This is a genomic window from Arthrobacter crystallopoietes (assembly GCF_002849715.1).
In the GTDB taxonomy this organism is placed as follows: Bacteria; Actinomycetota; Actinomycetes; order Actinomycetales; family Micrococcaceae; genus Crystallibacter; species Crystallibacter crystallopoietes.
Genome location: NZ_CP018863.1, coordinates 1,233,591 through 1,247,819, shown reverse-complemented (window position 1 = coordinate 1,247,819; position 14,229 = coordinate 1,233,591). Strand labels below are relative to the sequence as shown.

The 14,229-nt window shown below is 65.1% G+C and carries 14 protein-coding genes; 6 read left to right on the top strand and 8 right to left on the bottom strand.

Translation table 11 applies throughout. From position 1 onward, the window contains the following. Window positions 1-10 precede the first annotated feature (10 nt). From AC20117_RS06010 to AC20117_RS05990, 5 genes are all read right to left on the bottom strand, one after another. The gene (locus AC20117_RS06010) at window positions 11-754 is read right to left on the bottom strand and encodes a maleylpyruvate isomerase family mycothiol-dependent enzyme (RefSeq protein WP_074700504.1); all 744 of its coding nucleotides are present in this window, start codon (window positions 752-754) and stop codon (window positions 11-13) included. A gap of 108 nt (window positions 755-862) precedes the next feature. Then, window positions 863-1,657: an IclR family transcriptional regulator gene (locus AC20117_RS06005; RefSeq protein WP_074700505.1), complete on the bottom strand. Its 795-nt coding sequence runs from the start codon at window positions 1,655-1,657 to the stop codon at window positions 863-865. An 18-nt stretch (window positions 1,658-1,675) separates the two neighbouring features. Further along, window positions 1,676-1,891, bottom strand: a complete 216-nt coding sequence (locus AC20117_RS06000; protein ID WP_074700506.1) for an Rv3202a family protein — start codon at window positions 1,889-1,891, stop codon at window positions 1,676-1,678. 65 nt (window positions 1,892-1,956) lie between these two features. After that, window positions 1,957-2,256, bottom strand: a complete 300-nt coding sequence (locus AC20117_RS05995; protein WP_074700507.1) for a MoaD/ThiS family protein — start codon at window positions 2,254-2,256, stop codon at window positions 1,957-1,959. A gap of 3 nt (window positions 2,257-2,259) precedes the next feature. Further along, a complete protein-coding gene (locus AC20117_RS05990) occupies window positions 2,260-3,375 on the bottom strand; it encodes a WD40/YVTN/BNR-like repeat-containing protein (protein WP_211482330.1) in 1,116 nt (371 codons plus the stop codon). A gap of 94 nt (window positions 3,376-3,469) precedes the next feature. Between AC20117_RS05990 and AC20117_RS05985 the strand changes: the two genes are divergently transcribed. Then, window positions 3,470-4,681 (top strand): MFS transporter, encoded by a 1,212-nt coding sequence (locus AC20117_RS05985; RefSeq protein ID WP_074700509.1) that lies wholly within the window; start codon window positions 3,470-3,472, stop codon window positions 4,679-4,681. Between the two features lie 5 nt (window positions 4,682-4,686). On the opposite strand, the gene pyk is transcribed toward AC20117_RS05985, so the two are convergent. Beyond that, window positions 4,687-6,138, bottom strand: a complete 1,452-nt coding sequence (gene pyk, locus AC20117_RS05980; protein WP_074700510.1) for a pyruvate kinase — start codon at window positions 6,136-6,138, stop codon at window positions 4,687-4,689. A gap of 9 nt (window positions 6,139-6,147) precedes the next feature. Continuing rightward, the gene (locus AC20117_RS05975) at window positions 6,148-6,915 is read right to left on the bottom strand and encodes an SDR family oxidoreductase (protein WP_074700511.1); all 768 of its coding nucleotides are present in this window, start codon (window positions 6,913-6,915) and stop codon (window positions 6,148-6,150) included. A 151-nt stretch (window positions 6,916-7,066) separates the two neighbouring features. On the opposite strand from AC20117_RS05975, the gene aceE reads away from it, so the two are divergent. Next, window positions 7,067-9,808: a pyruvate dehydrogenase (acetyl-transferring), homodimeric type gene (gene aceE / locus AC20117_RS05970; RefSeq protein ID WP_074700512.1), complete on the top strand. Its 2,742-nt coding sequence runs from the start codon at window positions 7,067-7,069 to the stop codon at window positions 9,806-9,808. Window positions 9,809-9,898: 90 nt separating this feature from the next. Here aceE and AC20117_RS05965 read toward each other — a convergent pair whose 3' ends face one another. Beyond that, window positions 9,899-10,078, bottom strand: a complete 180-nt coding sequence (locus AC20117_RS05965) for a hypothetical protein (protein WP_074700513.1) — start codon at window positions 10,076-10,078, stop codon at window positions 9,899-9,901. 599 nt (window positions 10,079-10,677) lie between these two features. On the opposite strand from AC20117_RS05965, the gene uraD reads away from it, so the two are divergent. From uraD to AC20117_RS05945, 4 genes are all read left to right on the top strand, one after another. Next, entirely contained in the window at window positions 10,678-11,172 is a 495-nt protein-coding gene (gene uraD / locus AC20117_RS05960) for a 2-oxo-4-hydroxy-4-carboxy-5-ureidoimidazoline decarboxylase (RefSeq protein ID WP_074700514.1), read from the top strand. Further along, window positions 11,169-11,510 (top strand): hydroxyisourate hydrolase, encoded by a 342-nt coding sequence (uraH, locus tag AC20117_RS05955; RefSeq protein WP_074700515.1) that lies wholly within the window; start codon window positions 11,169-11,171, stop codon window positions 11,508-11,510. Before uraD ends, uraH begins: the two co-directional genes overlap by 4 nt. Before the next feature lie 2 nt (window positions 11,511-11,512). Further along, complete coding sequence (pucL, locus tag AC20117_RS05950; protein ID WP_074700516.1) at window positions 11,513-12,421, top strand: factor-independent urate hydroxylase; 909 nt, start codon at window positions 11,513-11,515, stop codon at window positions 12,419-12,421. 66 nt (window positions 12,422-12,487) lie between these two features. Further along, entirely contained in the window at window positions 12,488-14,119 is a 1,632-nt protein-coding gene (locus AC20117_RS05945; RefSeq protein ID WP_236777453.1) for a nucleobase:cation symporter-2 family protein, read from the top strand. Window positions 14,120-14,229 lie beyond the last annotated feature (110 nt).

Sequence of the window (14,229 nt, the reverse complement as noted above, 5' to 3'; positions counted from 1 at the left end):
CTGCGAGATGCTAGAGCCAGCGGGGCGCGGTCGGGCTTTGTTGTTTGCTGGAGGTGATGCCGTTGGTGGAGCGGCCGGTGGCGAAGGCGGTGACGTCGGCAAGGGTGCCGCTGATGATTTCGGGATTGTCGGAGTCGCGGTCGCCGAATTCAAGCACTCTTGAGGCATCGGAGGCTTTGAGGAGCAGGTCCTTGCCGTCGCCGCGGCTTTGCCAGGCTCCGGTGATCTCTTGCAGCAAGCGTTTAAGGACGTTGGCGGGGAGCTGGTCGAAGGTTGCGCCGTTGCCCAGGTCGACGGTGTGGATCCAGGTTTCGCGGGTGCGCATCCACACGGTTTCCGAGGCGGGGACGGTCCGGCCCTGGGCGGTTTTGACCTGGTGTTTCCAAGCGTCCGACGGAGTGTCGCGCCAGGCGGCGTCGAGCTGCGCGGCGGAGTCCTGGCAGAGGTCCCGCAGTTCTTTGGGAGCTATGGCGGCGCCGTGCTCGATTTCCGCGTTGCGCGCTTCCCAGGAGGAATACATGGGAGTTTCGATGCCGCTGTTCGCCCATTTCATCAGACGGGCGATAGCGCGGGCGTTGTAGCTAACGTGTGCGATGACGTGGGCCCGCGTCCAGTCCGGCAGCAGCGAGGGCGCCTGGAGTGCGTCGTCGGGCAGTTCGTCGAGCTTGCGGCCGAAGAACTCGGTCCCGCGGCGCACTGTCAGCAGTGCTTCCTGCAAGGCGGGGTCGGTGGTGAGGTCGTGACTCGCTGCCATTGGTGCTCCTTGCCGAGACGTTTAGATCCCACGGTACCCTCGACCCCGAGCTGCATCCGTTTATCGACCGCAAATTCCTGCGCGCAGAAATGTTTACGGACATGCCCGCTAGCCGGCGAACGCCGATCCCAGGTCGGCTTCGAGCGCCTGGCGCGTCTTGAAGACTTCCTGGACGAGACCGGCGTCGAACTGTTTGCGGAAGCGGGTTGTCGGAATGGCCACGCTTATTGCGCCGACCACTACTCCGGCGGCGTCATGGATCGCTGCTCCGAGGGCACTGACGCCTTCCTCGGTTCCTTCGAAGTTGGCGGCGAAGCCATTGGCGCGGATGGCGTCGAGTTCCTGCAGGAAAGCGGGGTAGTCGGCGGCGGGGATGGCGGCGCCGCTGATGTCCGCATTGTTGGTCCGGAACAACTGCTCCAGCACTTCCCGGTCCAGTTCCGCCAGGATGGCCTTGCCTCCCGAGGCTGAATTCGCGGGCAGCACCGTTCCCTGCCGGTCGCCGATGCGCAGGATGTTCGAGCCCTCAACGGTGCTGAGGAAACGTACCTGCGTGCCGACGCGGATCATCAGGTTGACCGTCTCGTTCAGTCGGGCTGCCAGCAGCTCCAGATGAGGCTGGGCGATCCTGCGCAGCTGCGTAGTCCCGCCGATGCCGGCGGGTCCGACCCCCAGCGAGGGCCCGGGCAAGTACCGCTTCGACTCGTCCTGGGTGGCAAAACCGCGGTAAACCAGCATGGCCAGCAGCCGGTGTGCGGTGGACGGTGCGACCTTGAGCTCGGCAGCGGCGTCCTTGAGCCGCACGCTGCCGAGATCGCGCAGCAGTTGCAGGAGCTGGAGGGCGTTGTCGACGGCGTCGATGGAGTAGGTCGGCTTCTTCCGCTGCGCCTTCGAGTTCTGCATACCGGAATTCTATTGTCGTTAGGGCACCTCGCCGTGGGGGTAGTCGTCGTCTTCGTCCGGGTTGATGGACAGGGCCTGCTCCTGCACGTCGGCATCATTGGCTTCCCAGGATGCGGGGCGTTCCACGGGAGTGGCGTCGGTATCCGAGTCATCCTGCAGGGGCTCGTTCTGCCACTGCACGTCGGCGGCGTCCGCTTCCTTCGGGTCGTGCAAACCGCCGTTGTCGGTAGTCATCTTGAACCTCCTGGTTGAGTTGCGTTCGGCTTGGTCGCCGGTGGCCGGGACCCGTTGTGCTCCTTCTACCCGCCGGCGACGGACTGGATGATCAGCAGCTCCTGCCCGGGCCCGATGCGGGTGGCGGGGCCGTCCAGCCCGCGGATGTCTTCCCCGTCCACATACAGGTTTACATACCGGCGGACGGCGCCCAGTTCGTTGCGCACCCGCCGGTCGAACACCGGATATTCCGCGGCGAGCCGGTCCAGCACCTGGGCCACGGTTGCCCCGTCTTCCACCGGCACGCGCAGTTCGCGCTGGTCACCGGTCACCTTGGCCAGGAGACTGGGGACGACGACGGTGACCGCCAGGGTGGTCTCCTCCATCGGCTACCGGCCGCCGTCGTTGATTGTGGCGGCGCGGACGCAGAGTACGTCCGGCAGGTGCGAGGCCACTTCGACGAAGACCTCGCCCTCATCGGCGCTTGCGTAGACGGAGCCGCCGCGGGTACCGAAGTAGACGCCGGCCGGATCCGAACCGTCCACGGCGGCCGCATCGCGCAGCACAACGTTGAACTCGTTGTCCGGCAAACCGGTATGCAGGCGTGTCCAGGAGTTGCCGCCGTCGCTGGTCCGGTGGACGGCGAGCTGGCCGTCCGGCGGAATGCGTTCGCCGTCGGCCTTGATCGGGATGACCCAGGCGGTGCCGGACTTCCGCGGGTGTGTGAGCATGGCGAAACCGAAGTCCGTGGGCAGGCCGTCCGCGATGGACACCCAGGTGTCCGCGTTGTCATCCGAGCGGTAGACGCCATGGTGGTTCTGCGCGAACAGCGTGGTGGGTACCTCGGGATCCCGTGCGATTTTGTGCACACACTGGCCGACTTCGGGATTGGGATCCGGCATGAAGTAGGCGCTGATGCCGTGGTTGCGCGCGGTCCAGCTGGTCCCGCCGTCCGTAGTCCGGTACACGCCGCCGGTGCTCATAGCGACATGGACTGTGTTTTCATCCGCGGGGCTGGGCAAGACGGAGTGCGCGGCGGCCCCGCCGTAGCCGGCGCCCCACTGGTCTTTGTCCGGATGCGCCCAGAGGCTGCGGTTGAGCTCGAAGTGCTCGCCGCCGTCGGTGGATTTCCAAACCGAGATGGGTTCGCAGCCGGCCCAGACGACGCCGGGGCGGTCCTCGGCGTCCGGATAAAGCTGCCAGATCCGCTCCAGCGCGGCACCGTCCTCTTCGGCGAAGCGGATGGCACCGTTTTCGGGCTCGGTCCAGGTGCCGCCCAGATCGTCCGAGTGGAAGACCGTGGGTCCCCAGTGCTCGGAGCGGGCACCGACGAGCAGCCGGGTGCGGCCGTCACGCTGGTCGATCCCGATGCTCGGGATCTCATTCATCAAAAAGTGCGGTTCGGACAGCGACCAGTTGACCCGGTCTGTGCTGGTTGCCAGCCACAGGCCTTTTTTCGTACCGATCGCGAGAATTGTTGTTCCGGCGGTAGCCATGCACACTATTCGACCACCGCGGGCGTAACGCCGCAATGCTTTTGCGGTGAACGGTTGCACGGCAGGGCAGAATAGGGGCGGGCACTCGAGGGAACCAGGAGAAATGAGCGAACCAGCAGCAGAACAGCACAGCTCGCGGCTGTGGTTATGGGTCCTGATCGGCGCGGCCGTGCTGACGCAGACGGCGCTGAACCTGGCCCGGCCGGTGATCTCCTACAAACTGCTGGCGCTCGGCGGCGATGCCGCCGTGATCGGTGTGGTCACCGCCGTTTACGCCATCCTGCCCGTGGTCGCCGCGCTCTGGCTCGGCCGGGTGAGCGACCGGGTGCAGTCGCTGCGCGGCATGGTGGTGCTCGGGGCCGTCCTGCTTTCAGTGGCGGCGCTGCTGCTGGCAGCAGCCGGAGACTTCCTCTGGATCGGCGTGGCCAGCGCGCTGCTGGGCATGGGCCATCTGGTCTTCACCATCGCCGGCCAATCCGCCATTGCGCGATATGCCCCGCTGAGCCAGCTGGACAGCGGGTTCGGCTGGTTCACCGCGGCCTTTTCCCTGGGCCAGTTGATCGGGCCGCTGCTGGCGGGCCTGCTGTTGGGCAGCGGGCTGGAAAGTACCGGCGATGCCCGGATGGCCTCGGTGAACACCGCCCTGCTGCTGGCCGCCGGCATCGCGCTGGCAGCCGCCCCGGCCATGCTGGTGAAATCACGCACCGGCGGCCGGGCGGGACAGCAGCCGGGGGCGAAGACACTCCCGAGGGAAGGCGCCCTGACGATCCTGCGCACCCCCGGCGTCGCCTGGAACATGGCCGCTTCGCTGGCCCTGCTCTCCGCCATCGACATACTGGTGGCCTTCCTGCCGCTGGTGGCGGAGGAACACGGCGTGGCCCCGGTCTGGGTGGGCATCCTGCTGGCCGTGCGCGCCGGCGCCTCCATCATTTCCCGCGTCATCCTGGCCCAGCTCATCCAGAAATGGACCCGCTACCAGCTGCTGATCGCCAGCCTGCTCGGCTCCGGTGCGGCCATCGCCGTCGCGCCGTTCTTCCTCGATGCACTTTGGGTAGCGGGAATCGCCCTGTTTGTCGGCGGCTTCCTGCTGGGCCTGGGCCAGCCGCTGACCATGAGCCTGATTACGCAGGCCGTTTCCCCGCAGTCTCGCGGCGCGGCCCTGGCCATCAGGCTGCTCGGCAACCGTATCGGCCAGGTAGTCATCCCGCTGGCCGGCGGCCTCGTCGCCGCCCCGCTGGGGCCCGCGGCAGCCATCTGGCTGGTCTGCGGGCTGCTGGGGCTGGCGGCCGTCGCCAAATCCACCAGCAAGGGCTGACGCGCCTACGCCTGCTGCCGCGCGTCCAGCTGTTCTCCGGCGTCGGCAATGTCGCCCACCCGGTGGACGCGCAGGGAGTTGGTGGACCCGGCCTGGCCCGGAGGCGAGCCGGCGGCGATGACCATCAGGTCGTCGATGTCGGCCAGGTTCTGCTCGTAGAGCACCCGGTCCACCTGCGCCGTCATGTGGTCGGTGTGCTCGGCGAAGTCGACCAGCCGCGGCTGGATGCCCCACATCAGGGCCATTACGTTCAGGGTCGACTGCACCGGGGTGAAGGCAAACAGGGGCTTGTTCGGACGGAGCCGGGAGAGTCGGCGGGCCGAATCACCGGACTGCGTGAAAACGCAGATGCACCTGGCATCGAGCTGGTCCGCGATCTCCACGGCGGCCCGCGTGATGGCACCGCCGCGGGTTTTCGGTTTGCTGCCCAGCGGCGGAACGCGCTCCAGCCCGTGCTGCTCGGTGGACTCGATGATGCGCGCCATGGTCTGCACGGTCTCCACCGGATACTTTCCCACGCTGGTTTCGCCGGAGAGCATGACCGCATCCGCGCCGTCGAGCACGGCATTCGCGCAGTCCGACGCCTCGGCACGCGTAGGCCTGGGATTCTCGATCATGGATTCCAGCACCTGCGTCGCCACAATCACCGGCTTTGCCGAACGCCGCGCCAGCTCGATGGCGTTCTTCTGCACCACGGGCACGTCTTCCAGCGGCAGCTCCACGCCCAGGTCCCCGCGGGCCACCATGATCGCATCGAAGGCGGCGACGATCTCGGCCAGCGCCGCGACGGCCTGCGGCTTCTCGATCTTCGCGATGACGGGGGTGCGGCGTCCCTCTTCGGCCATGATCTCGTGTACGCGCCGGATGTCGGCGGCGTTGCGCACAAAGGAAAGGGCAACCATGTCGACGCCGGTCCGTAGCGCCCAGCGCAGATCGGCCTCATCCTTGTCGCTCAGGGCCGGGACGTTGACCGCGACCCCCGGGAGGTTGATGCCCTTGTTGTTGGAGACGGCGCCGGGCACGGTGACCTCCGTGACCACGCGGGTGTCATCCACCGCGACGGCGCGCAGGGCAACCTTCCCGTCGTCGATCAGCAGCGTATCGCCCGCATTGACGTCCTGCGGCAGGCCCTTGTGCGTCGTCGAGCAGAGCTCAGCGGTGCCGGCCACGTCCTCGGTGGTGATGGTGAACGTGTCCCCGACGCGCAGTTCGTGCGGCCCGTCCGCAAACCTGCCCAGCCGGATCTTCGGCCCCTGCAAATCGGCGAAGATGGCGATCGGCTGGTCCAGCTCGGACGCGGCCTTGCGGATGTTGTTGTATATTTCCTCGTGCACCGCATGTTCGCCGTGGCTCATGTTCAAACGTGCGACGTCGACTCCCGCCCTGAGGAGCGACACCGTACTTTCGTAGGTGGCGACGGAAGGGCCGAACGTGGCAATAATCTTTGCCTGTCTCATAATGTCTCCTTAGCCCCGGCCGATGTACGGCATGCCGGAAGCGGTAATGGTGAGCTGGTTGATGTTCGCCTGGGCCGGCAGCGTGGCCATGAGGACCACAGCCCGGGCGGCTTCTTCTACGTCGAATGTCGGCTCGACGCGCCTGCTCCCGTCCGGCTGCAATGCCCCGTCGCTGATGCCGGCCCCGTGCAGGAGGCCGGTCGAGGTGTTGCCTATATCGATCTGGCCGCAGCTGATGCCGTACGGCCTGCCATCGAGTTCGATTGACTTCGTGAGTCCGGTCAGGGCGTGCTTGGTCGCCGCGTACGCCACCGAGCGCGGCCGCGGCGTGTGCGCAGAAATGGAGCCATTGTTGATGATCCGGCCACCTTGCGGCTGCTGGGCCTTCATCTGCCGGAACGCCGCTGCGGCGCACAGCATGGCACCGGTGAGGTTCACCGCCACCGTGTCATTCCACTCCGCCAGGCTGATCTCGTCGATGCCGGCCGCCGGGCCGAAGGTGCCGGCGTTGTTGAAGAGCAGGTCTAGGCGTCCCCAACGCTCGCGGACGCTGGCGAAGAGGCTTTCGACGGCTTCCGGATCTGTGATGTCGGTCGGAACCACCAGCGCCGCAGGATTATCCTCGGCGGTCTCCGCGAGCAGTTCCGGGCGCCGGCCGGCCAATGCAACGGAAAAGCCGGCCGCGAGCAGCTGCCGCGCCACCGCGCGGCCAATACCGGATCCGGCGCCGGTAACGACGGCGGTACCCGCCTGTGGTGCCGAAGCATGGGATGTCATCTGCTCTCCTTACAGGACGTGTTCGTCATAACGTTGACAGGGAACGCACCAACATCGTTCACTGTATCTTACATAACGGAATAAACATTCCGTCTTGTGGAAATTAAGCTGAGACGGCAGGAGAACTCTGTCCTCAATGGAGAGGTAGCACATGACTGTTATTGATGAGACGCCGGCTATCCTGAGCGCGCTCGCCGACCAGTTCCCGGACCGCGATCCGGAAGAGACCGCGGAGTGGTCCGAATCGCTGGACCAGCTGATCAGCACCCAGGGCACCGAGCGCGCCCAGTTCATCATGCGCTCGCTCCTGCAGCGGGCCGGTGCCCAGAGTGTCGGCGTGCCCATGGTGACCACCACGGACTACGTCAACACCATCCCCGCAGACCAGGAGCCGCACTACCCGGGCAACGAGGAGATCGAGCGCAAGTACCGCGCCTGGATGCGCTGGAATGCCGCCGTCATGGTCCACCGGGCACAGCGTCCCGAAATAGGCGTCGGCGGGCATATCTCCACCTACGCCGGAGCGGCCACCCTCTACGAGGTTGGCTTCAACCACTTCTTCCGCGGCAAGGACCACCCCTGCGGCGGCGACCAGGTCTTCTTCCAAGGGCATGCCTCGCCCGGCATGTATGCACGCGCCTTCATGGAAGGCCGGCTCACCGAGGAGGATCTGGACGGTTTCCGGCAGGAGAAGTCGCGGGAAGGCCACGCGCTCTCCTCGTATCCGCACCCGCGGCTGATGCCCCACTTCTGGGAATTCCCCACCGTGTCCATGGGCATCGGCCCCATGAACGCCATCTACCAGGCGCAGTCCAACCGCTACCTGCACAACCGCGGCATCAAGGACACCTCTGACCAGCACGTCTGGGCCTTCCTTGGCGACGGCGAAATGGACGAGCCGGAAAGCCGCGGACTGCTGCAGCTCGCCGCCAACGAAAAGCTGGACAACCTCACGTTTGTCGTCAACTGCAACCTGCAGCGCCTGGACGGGCCGGTGCGCGGCAACGGCAAGATCATGCAGGAACTTGAGGCGTTCTTCCGCGGTGCCGGCTGGAACGTGGTCAAGGTGGTCTGGGGCCGCGAATGGGATGACCTGCTGGCCAAGGACACCGACGGCGCGCTCGTGGACATCATGAACGAAACCCCCGACGGCGACTACCAGACCTACAAGGCGGAATCGGGCGGCTTCGTCCGCGACCAGTTCTTCGGCAAGACCCCGCAGACCAAGGCCATGGTCGCGGACCTGAGCGATGCCGAAATCTGGAACCTCAAGCGCGGCGGCCACGATTACCACAAGGTCTACGCGGCCTATAAGGCTGCCACCGAGTTCAAGGGCAAGCCCACGGTGGTCCTGGTCAAGACGGTCAAGGGCTACGGGCTCGGCCCGCACTTCGAGGGCCGCAATGCGACCCACCAGATGAAAAAGCTGACCCTGCAGGACCTGAAGGACTTCCGCGACTACCTGCGGATTCCGATCAGCGACGAGCAGCTCGAGGCCGATCCGTACCGTCCGCCGTACTATCACCCGGGCGCGGACGCACCGGAGATCCAGTACCTGATGGACCGGCGTGCGGCCCTGGGCGGTTCCGTGCCGGAGCGCCGCAGCAAGCACGCGGAGATCAAACTCCCGGAGGCGAAGGCGTACGAGGTCGCCAGGCGCGGATCCGGCAAGCAGCAAGCAGCCACCACCATGGCGTTCGTGAGGTTGCTGAAGGACCTGATGCGGGACAAGGAGTTCGGCAACCGCGTGGTTCCGGTGGTCCCGGACGAGTCGCGTACCTTCGGTATGGACGCGTTCTTCCCGACGGCGAAGATCTACAACCCCGGCGGCCAGAACTACCTCTCCGTGGACCGCGATCTTGTCCTGGCCTACAAGGAGTCCCCGGCCGGGCAACTGATCCACCCGGGCATCAACGAGGCCGGCGCGGTCGCGGCCTTCACCGCCGCCGGCACCGCCTATGCCACGCACGGCGAACCACTGGTACCGATCTACGTGTTCTACTCGATGTTCGGTTTCCAGCGCACAGGCGATTCCTTCTGGGCCGCCGCCGACCAGATGACCCGCGGCTTCATCATCGGCGCCACGGCCGGCCGGACCACGCTGACGGGGGAGGGGCTGCAGCACGCCGACGGCCATTCACCGGTGCTCGCGGCAACCAATCCCGCCGTCGTTACCTATGATCCGGCCTTCGGCTACGAGATCGGCCACATCATGAGGGCCGGGCTGGAGCGCATGTACGGCGGCAACCACCCGGATCCGAACGTCATGTACTACCTCACCGTGTACAACGAGCCGATCGTCCAGCCGGCCGAGCCGGAAGGCCTGGACATCGATGGCGTCCTCGGCGGTATCTACAAGCTGAAGGCCGCGGAAGCGCAGGGGCCGAAGACCCAGCTGCTGGCGTCCGGCGTCGCGGTTCCGTGGGCCCTGGAGGCACAGACCATCCTGGCTGAGGACTGGGGCGTCAGCGCCGATGTTTGGTCCGTGACCAGCTGGAACGAACTGCGCCGCGATGGCCTGGCTGCGGAACGGGAGACGTTCCTGAACCCCGGCTCCGAAGCGCGAAAGCCGTTTGTCGCGCAACAGCTCGAAGGCGCCGAAGGGCCGGTCGTTGCGGTCTCCGACTACATGTCTCAGGTGCCCGACCAGATCCGCCAGTACGTGCCGAACGAGTTCGCCACCCTTGGCGCCGACGGCTTCGGGTTCTCGGACACGCGGGCCGCGGCACGCCGTTTCTTCAGCATCGACGCCCACTCCGTGGTGGTCCGCGCCCTGCAGCTGCTCGCTGCGCAGGGCAAGGTGCCCGCCGAGGCCCCGGCCGAAGCCTTCCGCCGGTACCGGCTGGACGATGTCAACGCGGGAACCTCGGGCAGTGCCGGAGGCGACGCCTAAGCCCGTAGACGGCGGTTAAAAGAGTGAGGGCGGATCCCGTAGGATCCGCCCTCACTCTTTTGGCTCCGCGAGCCTTTGCCGTAGGCGTTGCTAGCCGCGCGTGGCCCGAGCCAGCCGGCTCGGCAGGCTCCGCAGCGTGTTGAGCAGGCCGCCCTGTCCGTGACGAACGCGCGTCGGCGGAATGTAGAAATCCGGGTCTGAGCCGCCGGCGTCGTAGATATGGGCTGTGGCTGACTGTCCGGTCTTGGTTTCGGGGCTGGGTGTATTCATGCTGGTTCTCCAATTCCTTAGCTTTCCTAGCGTCTATTCCGAATAGCGGAAAAATAATATTGCTATATGAAAATGCTAGGCGGAGCCAGAGGGGTGGTCAAGAGGTTGAGCACAGAAGTTTGGGGCAGGAATCTTCGGGCGGGCGCTTTGGTGCCCGCAAGTGTTGCCACCGTGCAGGAAGGCTTCGGGGTCGGTCCGGCCGTTCCTGGTTCTGACAAGGATGCCAGATCGGCGGTCGGAATCCTATGGTCAACGGTTTTCGCTACGGCTTCAGAAGCAAATCCGACCGGACTGCGATGTCGGATTGCGCGTCGCCGTCGTAAATCTTGCCCGGGCGGGAAAGGGTGGCCAGCTCCCTGTTCCGTTGGGGCCGCCGCCGTATCGGTCGACGGTTGGCCCCCAGGATCCTCTGTCCGGCGGCGGTAGCCGGCAAAAATAAATTTCCGGTACCCTTGACACGTACCCTGTGACACCGCTTACACTATTTATGAAATAAAGATTCCACCATACAGAAACATCGAATCAAGTCGATTTCTATCGATGGTCAAGGGTGTTCAGCGTCTGAGGTGGATTAGATCTCTAGAAAGCTGACACCCGCAATGAATCTCGCCTCTTTTAATTCTGCCTCGGATAGCGCAGCCCTCGACGTGCTGCGCCCCTGCGTCGACATAACGCGCTGGGCCACCGAGATAATCCATGCCCGTCCTTTCAGCAGCCGCGAAGAGCTTCTGTCGTTCGCCGAGCAGGCGGCCCAGCCCTGGACGGAAGAAGAGATCGACGGCGCCCTGGCGCACCATCCGCGCATCGGAGAAAAGGCCGCCGGCAGCAGCACCGAGGCGGATATGTCCCGCAAGGAACAATCCGGCGTCGCACAGTCCGCCGAAGTCCAGGACAAGCTCCGCTCAGGCAACCAGGCGTACGAAAAGAAGTTCGACAGGGTCTTTCTGATCCGTGCCGCCGGCCGCAGCGCAGAGGAAATTCTGAGCCAGCTGGAAAAGCGGCTGCGCAATTCGCCCGACGAGGAAATCGCCGTCGTCGCCGGCCAGTTGCGCGAAATCGCCATCCTCCGACTTGAAGGAGTCATCGAAGCATGAGCGTCAGCCATGTCACCACCCACATTCTCGACACCGGGACCGGGAGGCCTGCCTCCGGTGTCAAGGCCACACTGGAAGCCAAAACGGCAACCGGCTGGCAAGAAATCGCCACGGAGCATACGGACAACGACGGTCGTATCAAGAATCTTGGCCCCGAGGCGATCGAAGCAGGGATCTACCGGATCACGTTTGAAACCGGCCCCTACTTTGGGCAGAAGGGTACGGAAACCTTCTTCCCGTTCGTGGAGCTGACCTTCGAAGTGAAGGACACAGCAGAGCACTACCACGTACCACTTCTCATCAGCCCGTTTGCATACTCAACATACCGAGGGAGCTAATCATGACCGCCACCGTGGAATCCGCCACCGGCACCCGCATCGTCCTGGGCCAGAACCAGTACGGCAAGGCCGAAGTCCGACTGGTCAAAATCACCCGGGACACCGACCGCCACCAGATCCAGGACCTCAACGTCACCTCGCAGCTGCGCGGCGACTTCGAAGCGGCACACACCGCCGGCGACAACGCCCACGTGGTCGCCACCGATACCCAGAAGAACACCGTGTACGCCCTCGCCCGCGATGGCGTTGCCACCACGGAGGAGTTCCTGCTCCGTCTTGGCAACCATTTCACGGAGAGCTTCGACTGGGTCACCGGCGGACGCTGGTCGGCGGAGCAGTACTTCTGGGACCGCATCAACGACCACGACCACGCCTTCTCCCGGAACAAGAGCGAAGTCCGCACCGCGGTGCTCGAGATTTCCGGCAACAAGAAGACCATCGTGGCAGGCATCGAGGACCTCACTGTCCTGAAGTCCACCGGTTCGGAATTCCACGGTTTCCCGAGGGATCAGTACACCACGCTGCAGGAAACCAATGACCGGATCCTCGCCACCGATGTGACCGCGCGCTGGCGCTACAACACCCTCGACGTCGATTTCGACGCCGTCTACGCCAGCGTCCGTGCACTGCTGCTCAAGGGATTTGCGGAGACGCACTCCCTGGCACTGCAGCAGAGCATGTACGAAATGGGCCGCCTTGTCCTTGAGGCGCACCCGGAAATCGACGAGATCAAGATGTCGCTGCCGAACAAGCACCACTTCCTGGTGGACCTGAGCCCGTTCGGCCAGGACAACCCCAACGAAGTGTTCTTCGCCGCGGACCGGCCGTACGGATTGATCGAAGCCACCATCCAGCGTGAGGGTTCCCCCGCCACGCATGAAGTCTGGGCAAATATCCCCGGATTCTGCTAGTCCACATGCCAGAGGCCGGGACGCACGCGCGCGTCCCGGCCTCTGCAGCCGACAAGGAGGTCAGCTGTGAATGCAGCAAAAACTACACGTAAGACTATAACCGGACAGCGGCCCGAGGACGAAAGGCTGCCAATCGGCAAGTCCTTTGCCTACGGTCTCCAGCACGTTTTGACCATGTACGGCGGCATCATCGCGGTACCCCTCATCGTGGGCACAGCGGCTGGCATGAGCCAGGACGAAATCGCCCTGCTCATTGCCTCCTGCCTCTTCGTTGGCGGTGCGGCAACCATCCTGCAGAGCTACGGCGTCAAGTTCTTCGGATCGCAACTGCCGCTGGTACAAGGTGTTTCCTTCGCCGGCGTTGCCACCATGACGGCAATTCTGAGCGGCGGCGGTGGCATCGAGATGGTGTTCGGCTCCGTGCTGGTGGCGTCCGTGATCGGTCTGGCCATCGCCCCGTTCTTCGCCAAGGTCATCAAGTTCTTCCCGCCGGTAGTCACCGGCGTCATCATCACCACCATCGGTCTCACCCTTATGCCGGTTGCGGCCAACTGGGCCATGGGCGGCAACTCCAAGGCGGACGACTACGGCAGCCTGGCCAACATCGCGCTCGCTGCCGGCACGCTTGCCGCGGTGCTGCTGCTGAGCAAGCTCGGCAACGCCGCCATCTCCCGCCTGTCCATCCTGCTGGCCATTGTCGCCGGCACGGTAGTCGCGGCACTCCTGGGCATCGCCGACTTCTCCAACGTGGGCAGCGGCGCCATCTTCGCCTTCCCGCAGCCCTTCGCCTTCGGCTGGCCGGTGTTCGACCTCGCCGCCATCATCTCGATGACCATCGTCATCCTCGTCACCATGACGGAAACGACGGCGGATATCCTGGCGGTCGGCGAAATCGCCAAGACCAAGGTCAACTCGCGGCGCATCGCGGACGGACTGCGGGCGGACATGCTCTCCAGCGCACTGGCACCGGTGTTCAACTCCTTCACGCAGACTGCTTTCGCCCAGAACGTCGGGCTGGTGGCCATCACCGGCGTCAAGAGCCGCTTCGTAGTGACCGCAGGTGGCGTGATCATGCTGGTCCTGGGGCTGCTGCCGATCCTCGGTCGCGTTGTCGCAGCCGTGCCGACGCCCGTCCTCGGCGGTGCAGGCATCGTCCTCTTCGGCACGGTGGCCGCCAGCGGCATCCGCACGCTGTCCAAGGTCGATTACAAAGACAACATGAACATGATCATCGTGGCCGTGTCGCTGGCCTTCGGCATGATCCCCGTGGTGTCCCCGACCTTCTACGATGAGTTCCCCACCTGGTTCGGCATCATCTTCCACTCCGGCATCAGCTCCGCCGCCATCATGGCCGTGCTGCTGAACCTGCTCTTCAACCACCTGAAGGCCGGAAACTCCGACCAGCAGTCCTCGCTGGTGGCCAGCCCGCCGCGCATGGTCCGCGAGGACGAGCTGCAGGCGCTGCAGGACGGCGACTACTACCAGGGCGGCAAACTGATGGCCGCGGACGGCACCGAGATCCCGGTGGTCACCGCCCAGCAGTACCAGATCGTCAAGGAAAAGCTGGATAAGGGCGAGATCAACTGCCCCGAGGACATCCGCAGGATCTGCGACGGCGAGGCCGACGAGGACCCTAAGGACACCGGAGAGTCTGACGGCGCCTCCACCGGTGTGCACACAGCCGGCAAGGAACACTAGAAAACGTGCCTTGGGCCGGTCCCGCTCCGCATCCCGCGGACCGGGGCCGGCCCCAAGCGATCTCCTGGATCAGCAGACAGGACAACACTGAGCTGGCGGCATCGCCGTCG

What these genes read in the sequence shown, in the direction of transcription:
- pucL (WP_074700516.1), top strand. Translation starts at nt 11,513, where the DNA reads ATGACCGCCACCGTGGAATCCGCCACCGGCACCCGCATCGTCCTGGGC.
- pyk (WP_074700510.1), bottom strand. Translation starts at nt 6,138, where the DNA reads ATGAGACAGGCAAAGATTATTGCCACGTTCGGCCCTTCCGTCGCCACC.
- aceE (WP_074700512.1), top strand. Translation starts at nt 7,067, where the DNA reads ATGACTGTTATTGATGAGACGCCGGCTATCCTGAGCGCGCTCGCCGAC.
- AC20117_RS05975 (WP_074700511.1), bottom strand. Translation starts at nt 6,915, where the DNA reads ATGACATCCCATGCTTCGGCACCACAGGCGGGTACCGCCGTCGTTACC.
- AC20117_RS05985 (WP_074700509.1), top strand. Translation starts at nt 3,470, where the DNA reads ATGAGCGAACCAGCAGCAGAACAGCACAGCTCGCGGCTGTGGTTATGG.
- AC20117_RS06005 (WP_074700505.1), bottom strand. Translation starts at nt 1,657, where the DNA reads ATGCAGAACTCGAAGGCGCAGCGGAAGAAGCCGACCTACTCCATCGAC.
- AC20117_RS05965 (WP_074700513.1), bottom strand. Translation starts at nt 10,078, where the DNA reads ATGAATACACCCAGCCCCGAAACCAAGACCGGACAGTCAGCCACAGCC.
- uraD (WP_074700514.1), top strand. Translation starts at nt 10,678, where the DNA reads ATGAATCTCGCCTCTTTTAATTCTGCCTCGGATAGCGCAGCCCTCGAC.
- AC20117_RS06000 (WP_074700506.1), bottom strand. Translation starts at nt 1,891, where the DNA reads ATGACTACCGACAACGGCGGTTTGCACGACCCGAAGGAAGCGGACGCC.
- uraH (WP_074700515.1), top strand. Translation starts at nt 11,169, where the DNA reads ATGAGCGTCAGCCATGTCACCACCCACATTCTCGACACCGGGACCGGG.
- AC20117_RS05995 (WP_074700507.1), bottom strand. Translation starts at nt 2,256, where the DNA reads ATGGAGGAGACCACCCTGGCGGTCACCGTCGTCGTCCCCAGTCTCCTG.
- AC20117_RS06010 (WP_074700504.1), bottom strand. Translation starts at nt 754, where the DNA reads ATGGCAGCGAGTCACGACCTCACCACCGACCCCGCCTTGCAGGAAGCA.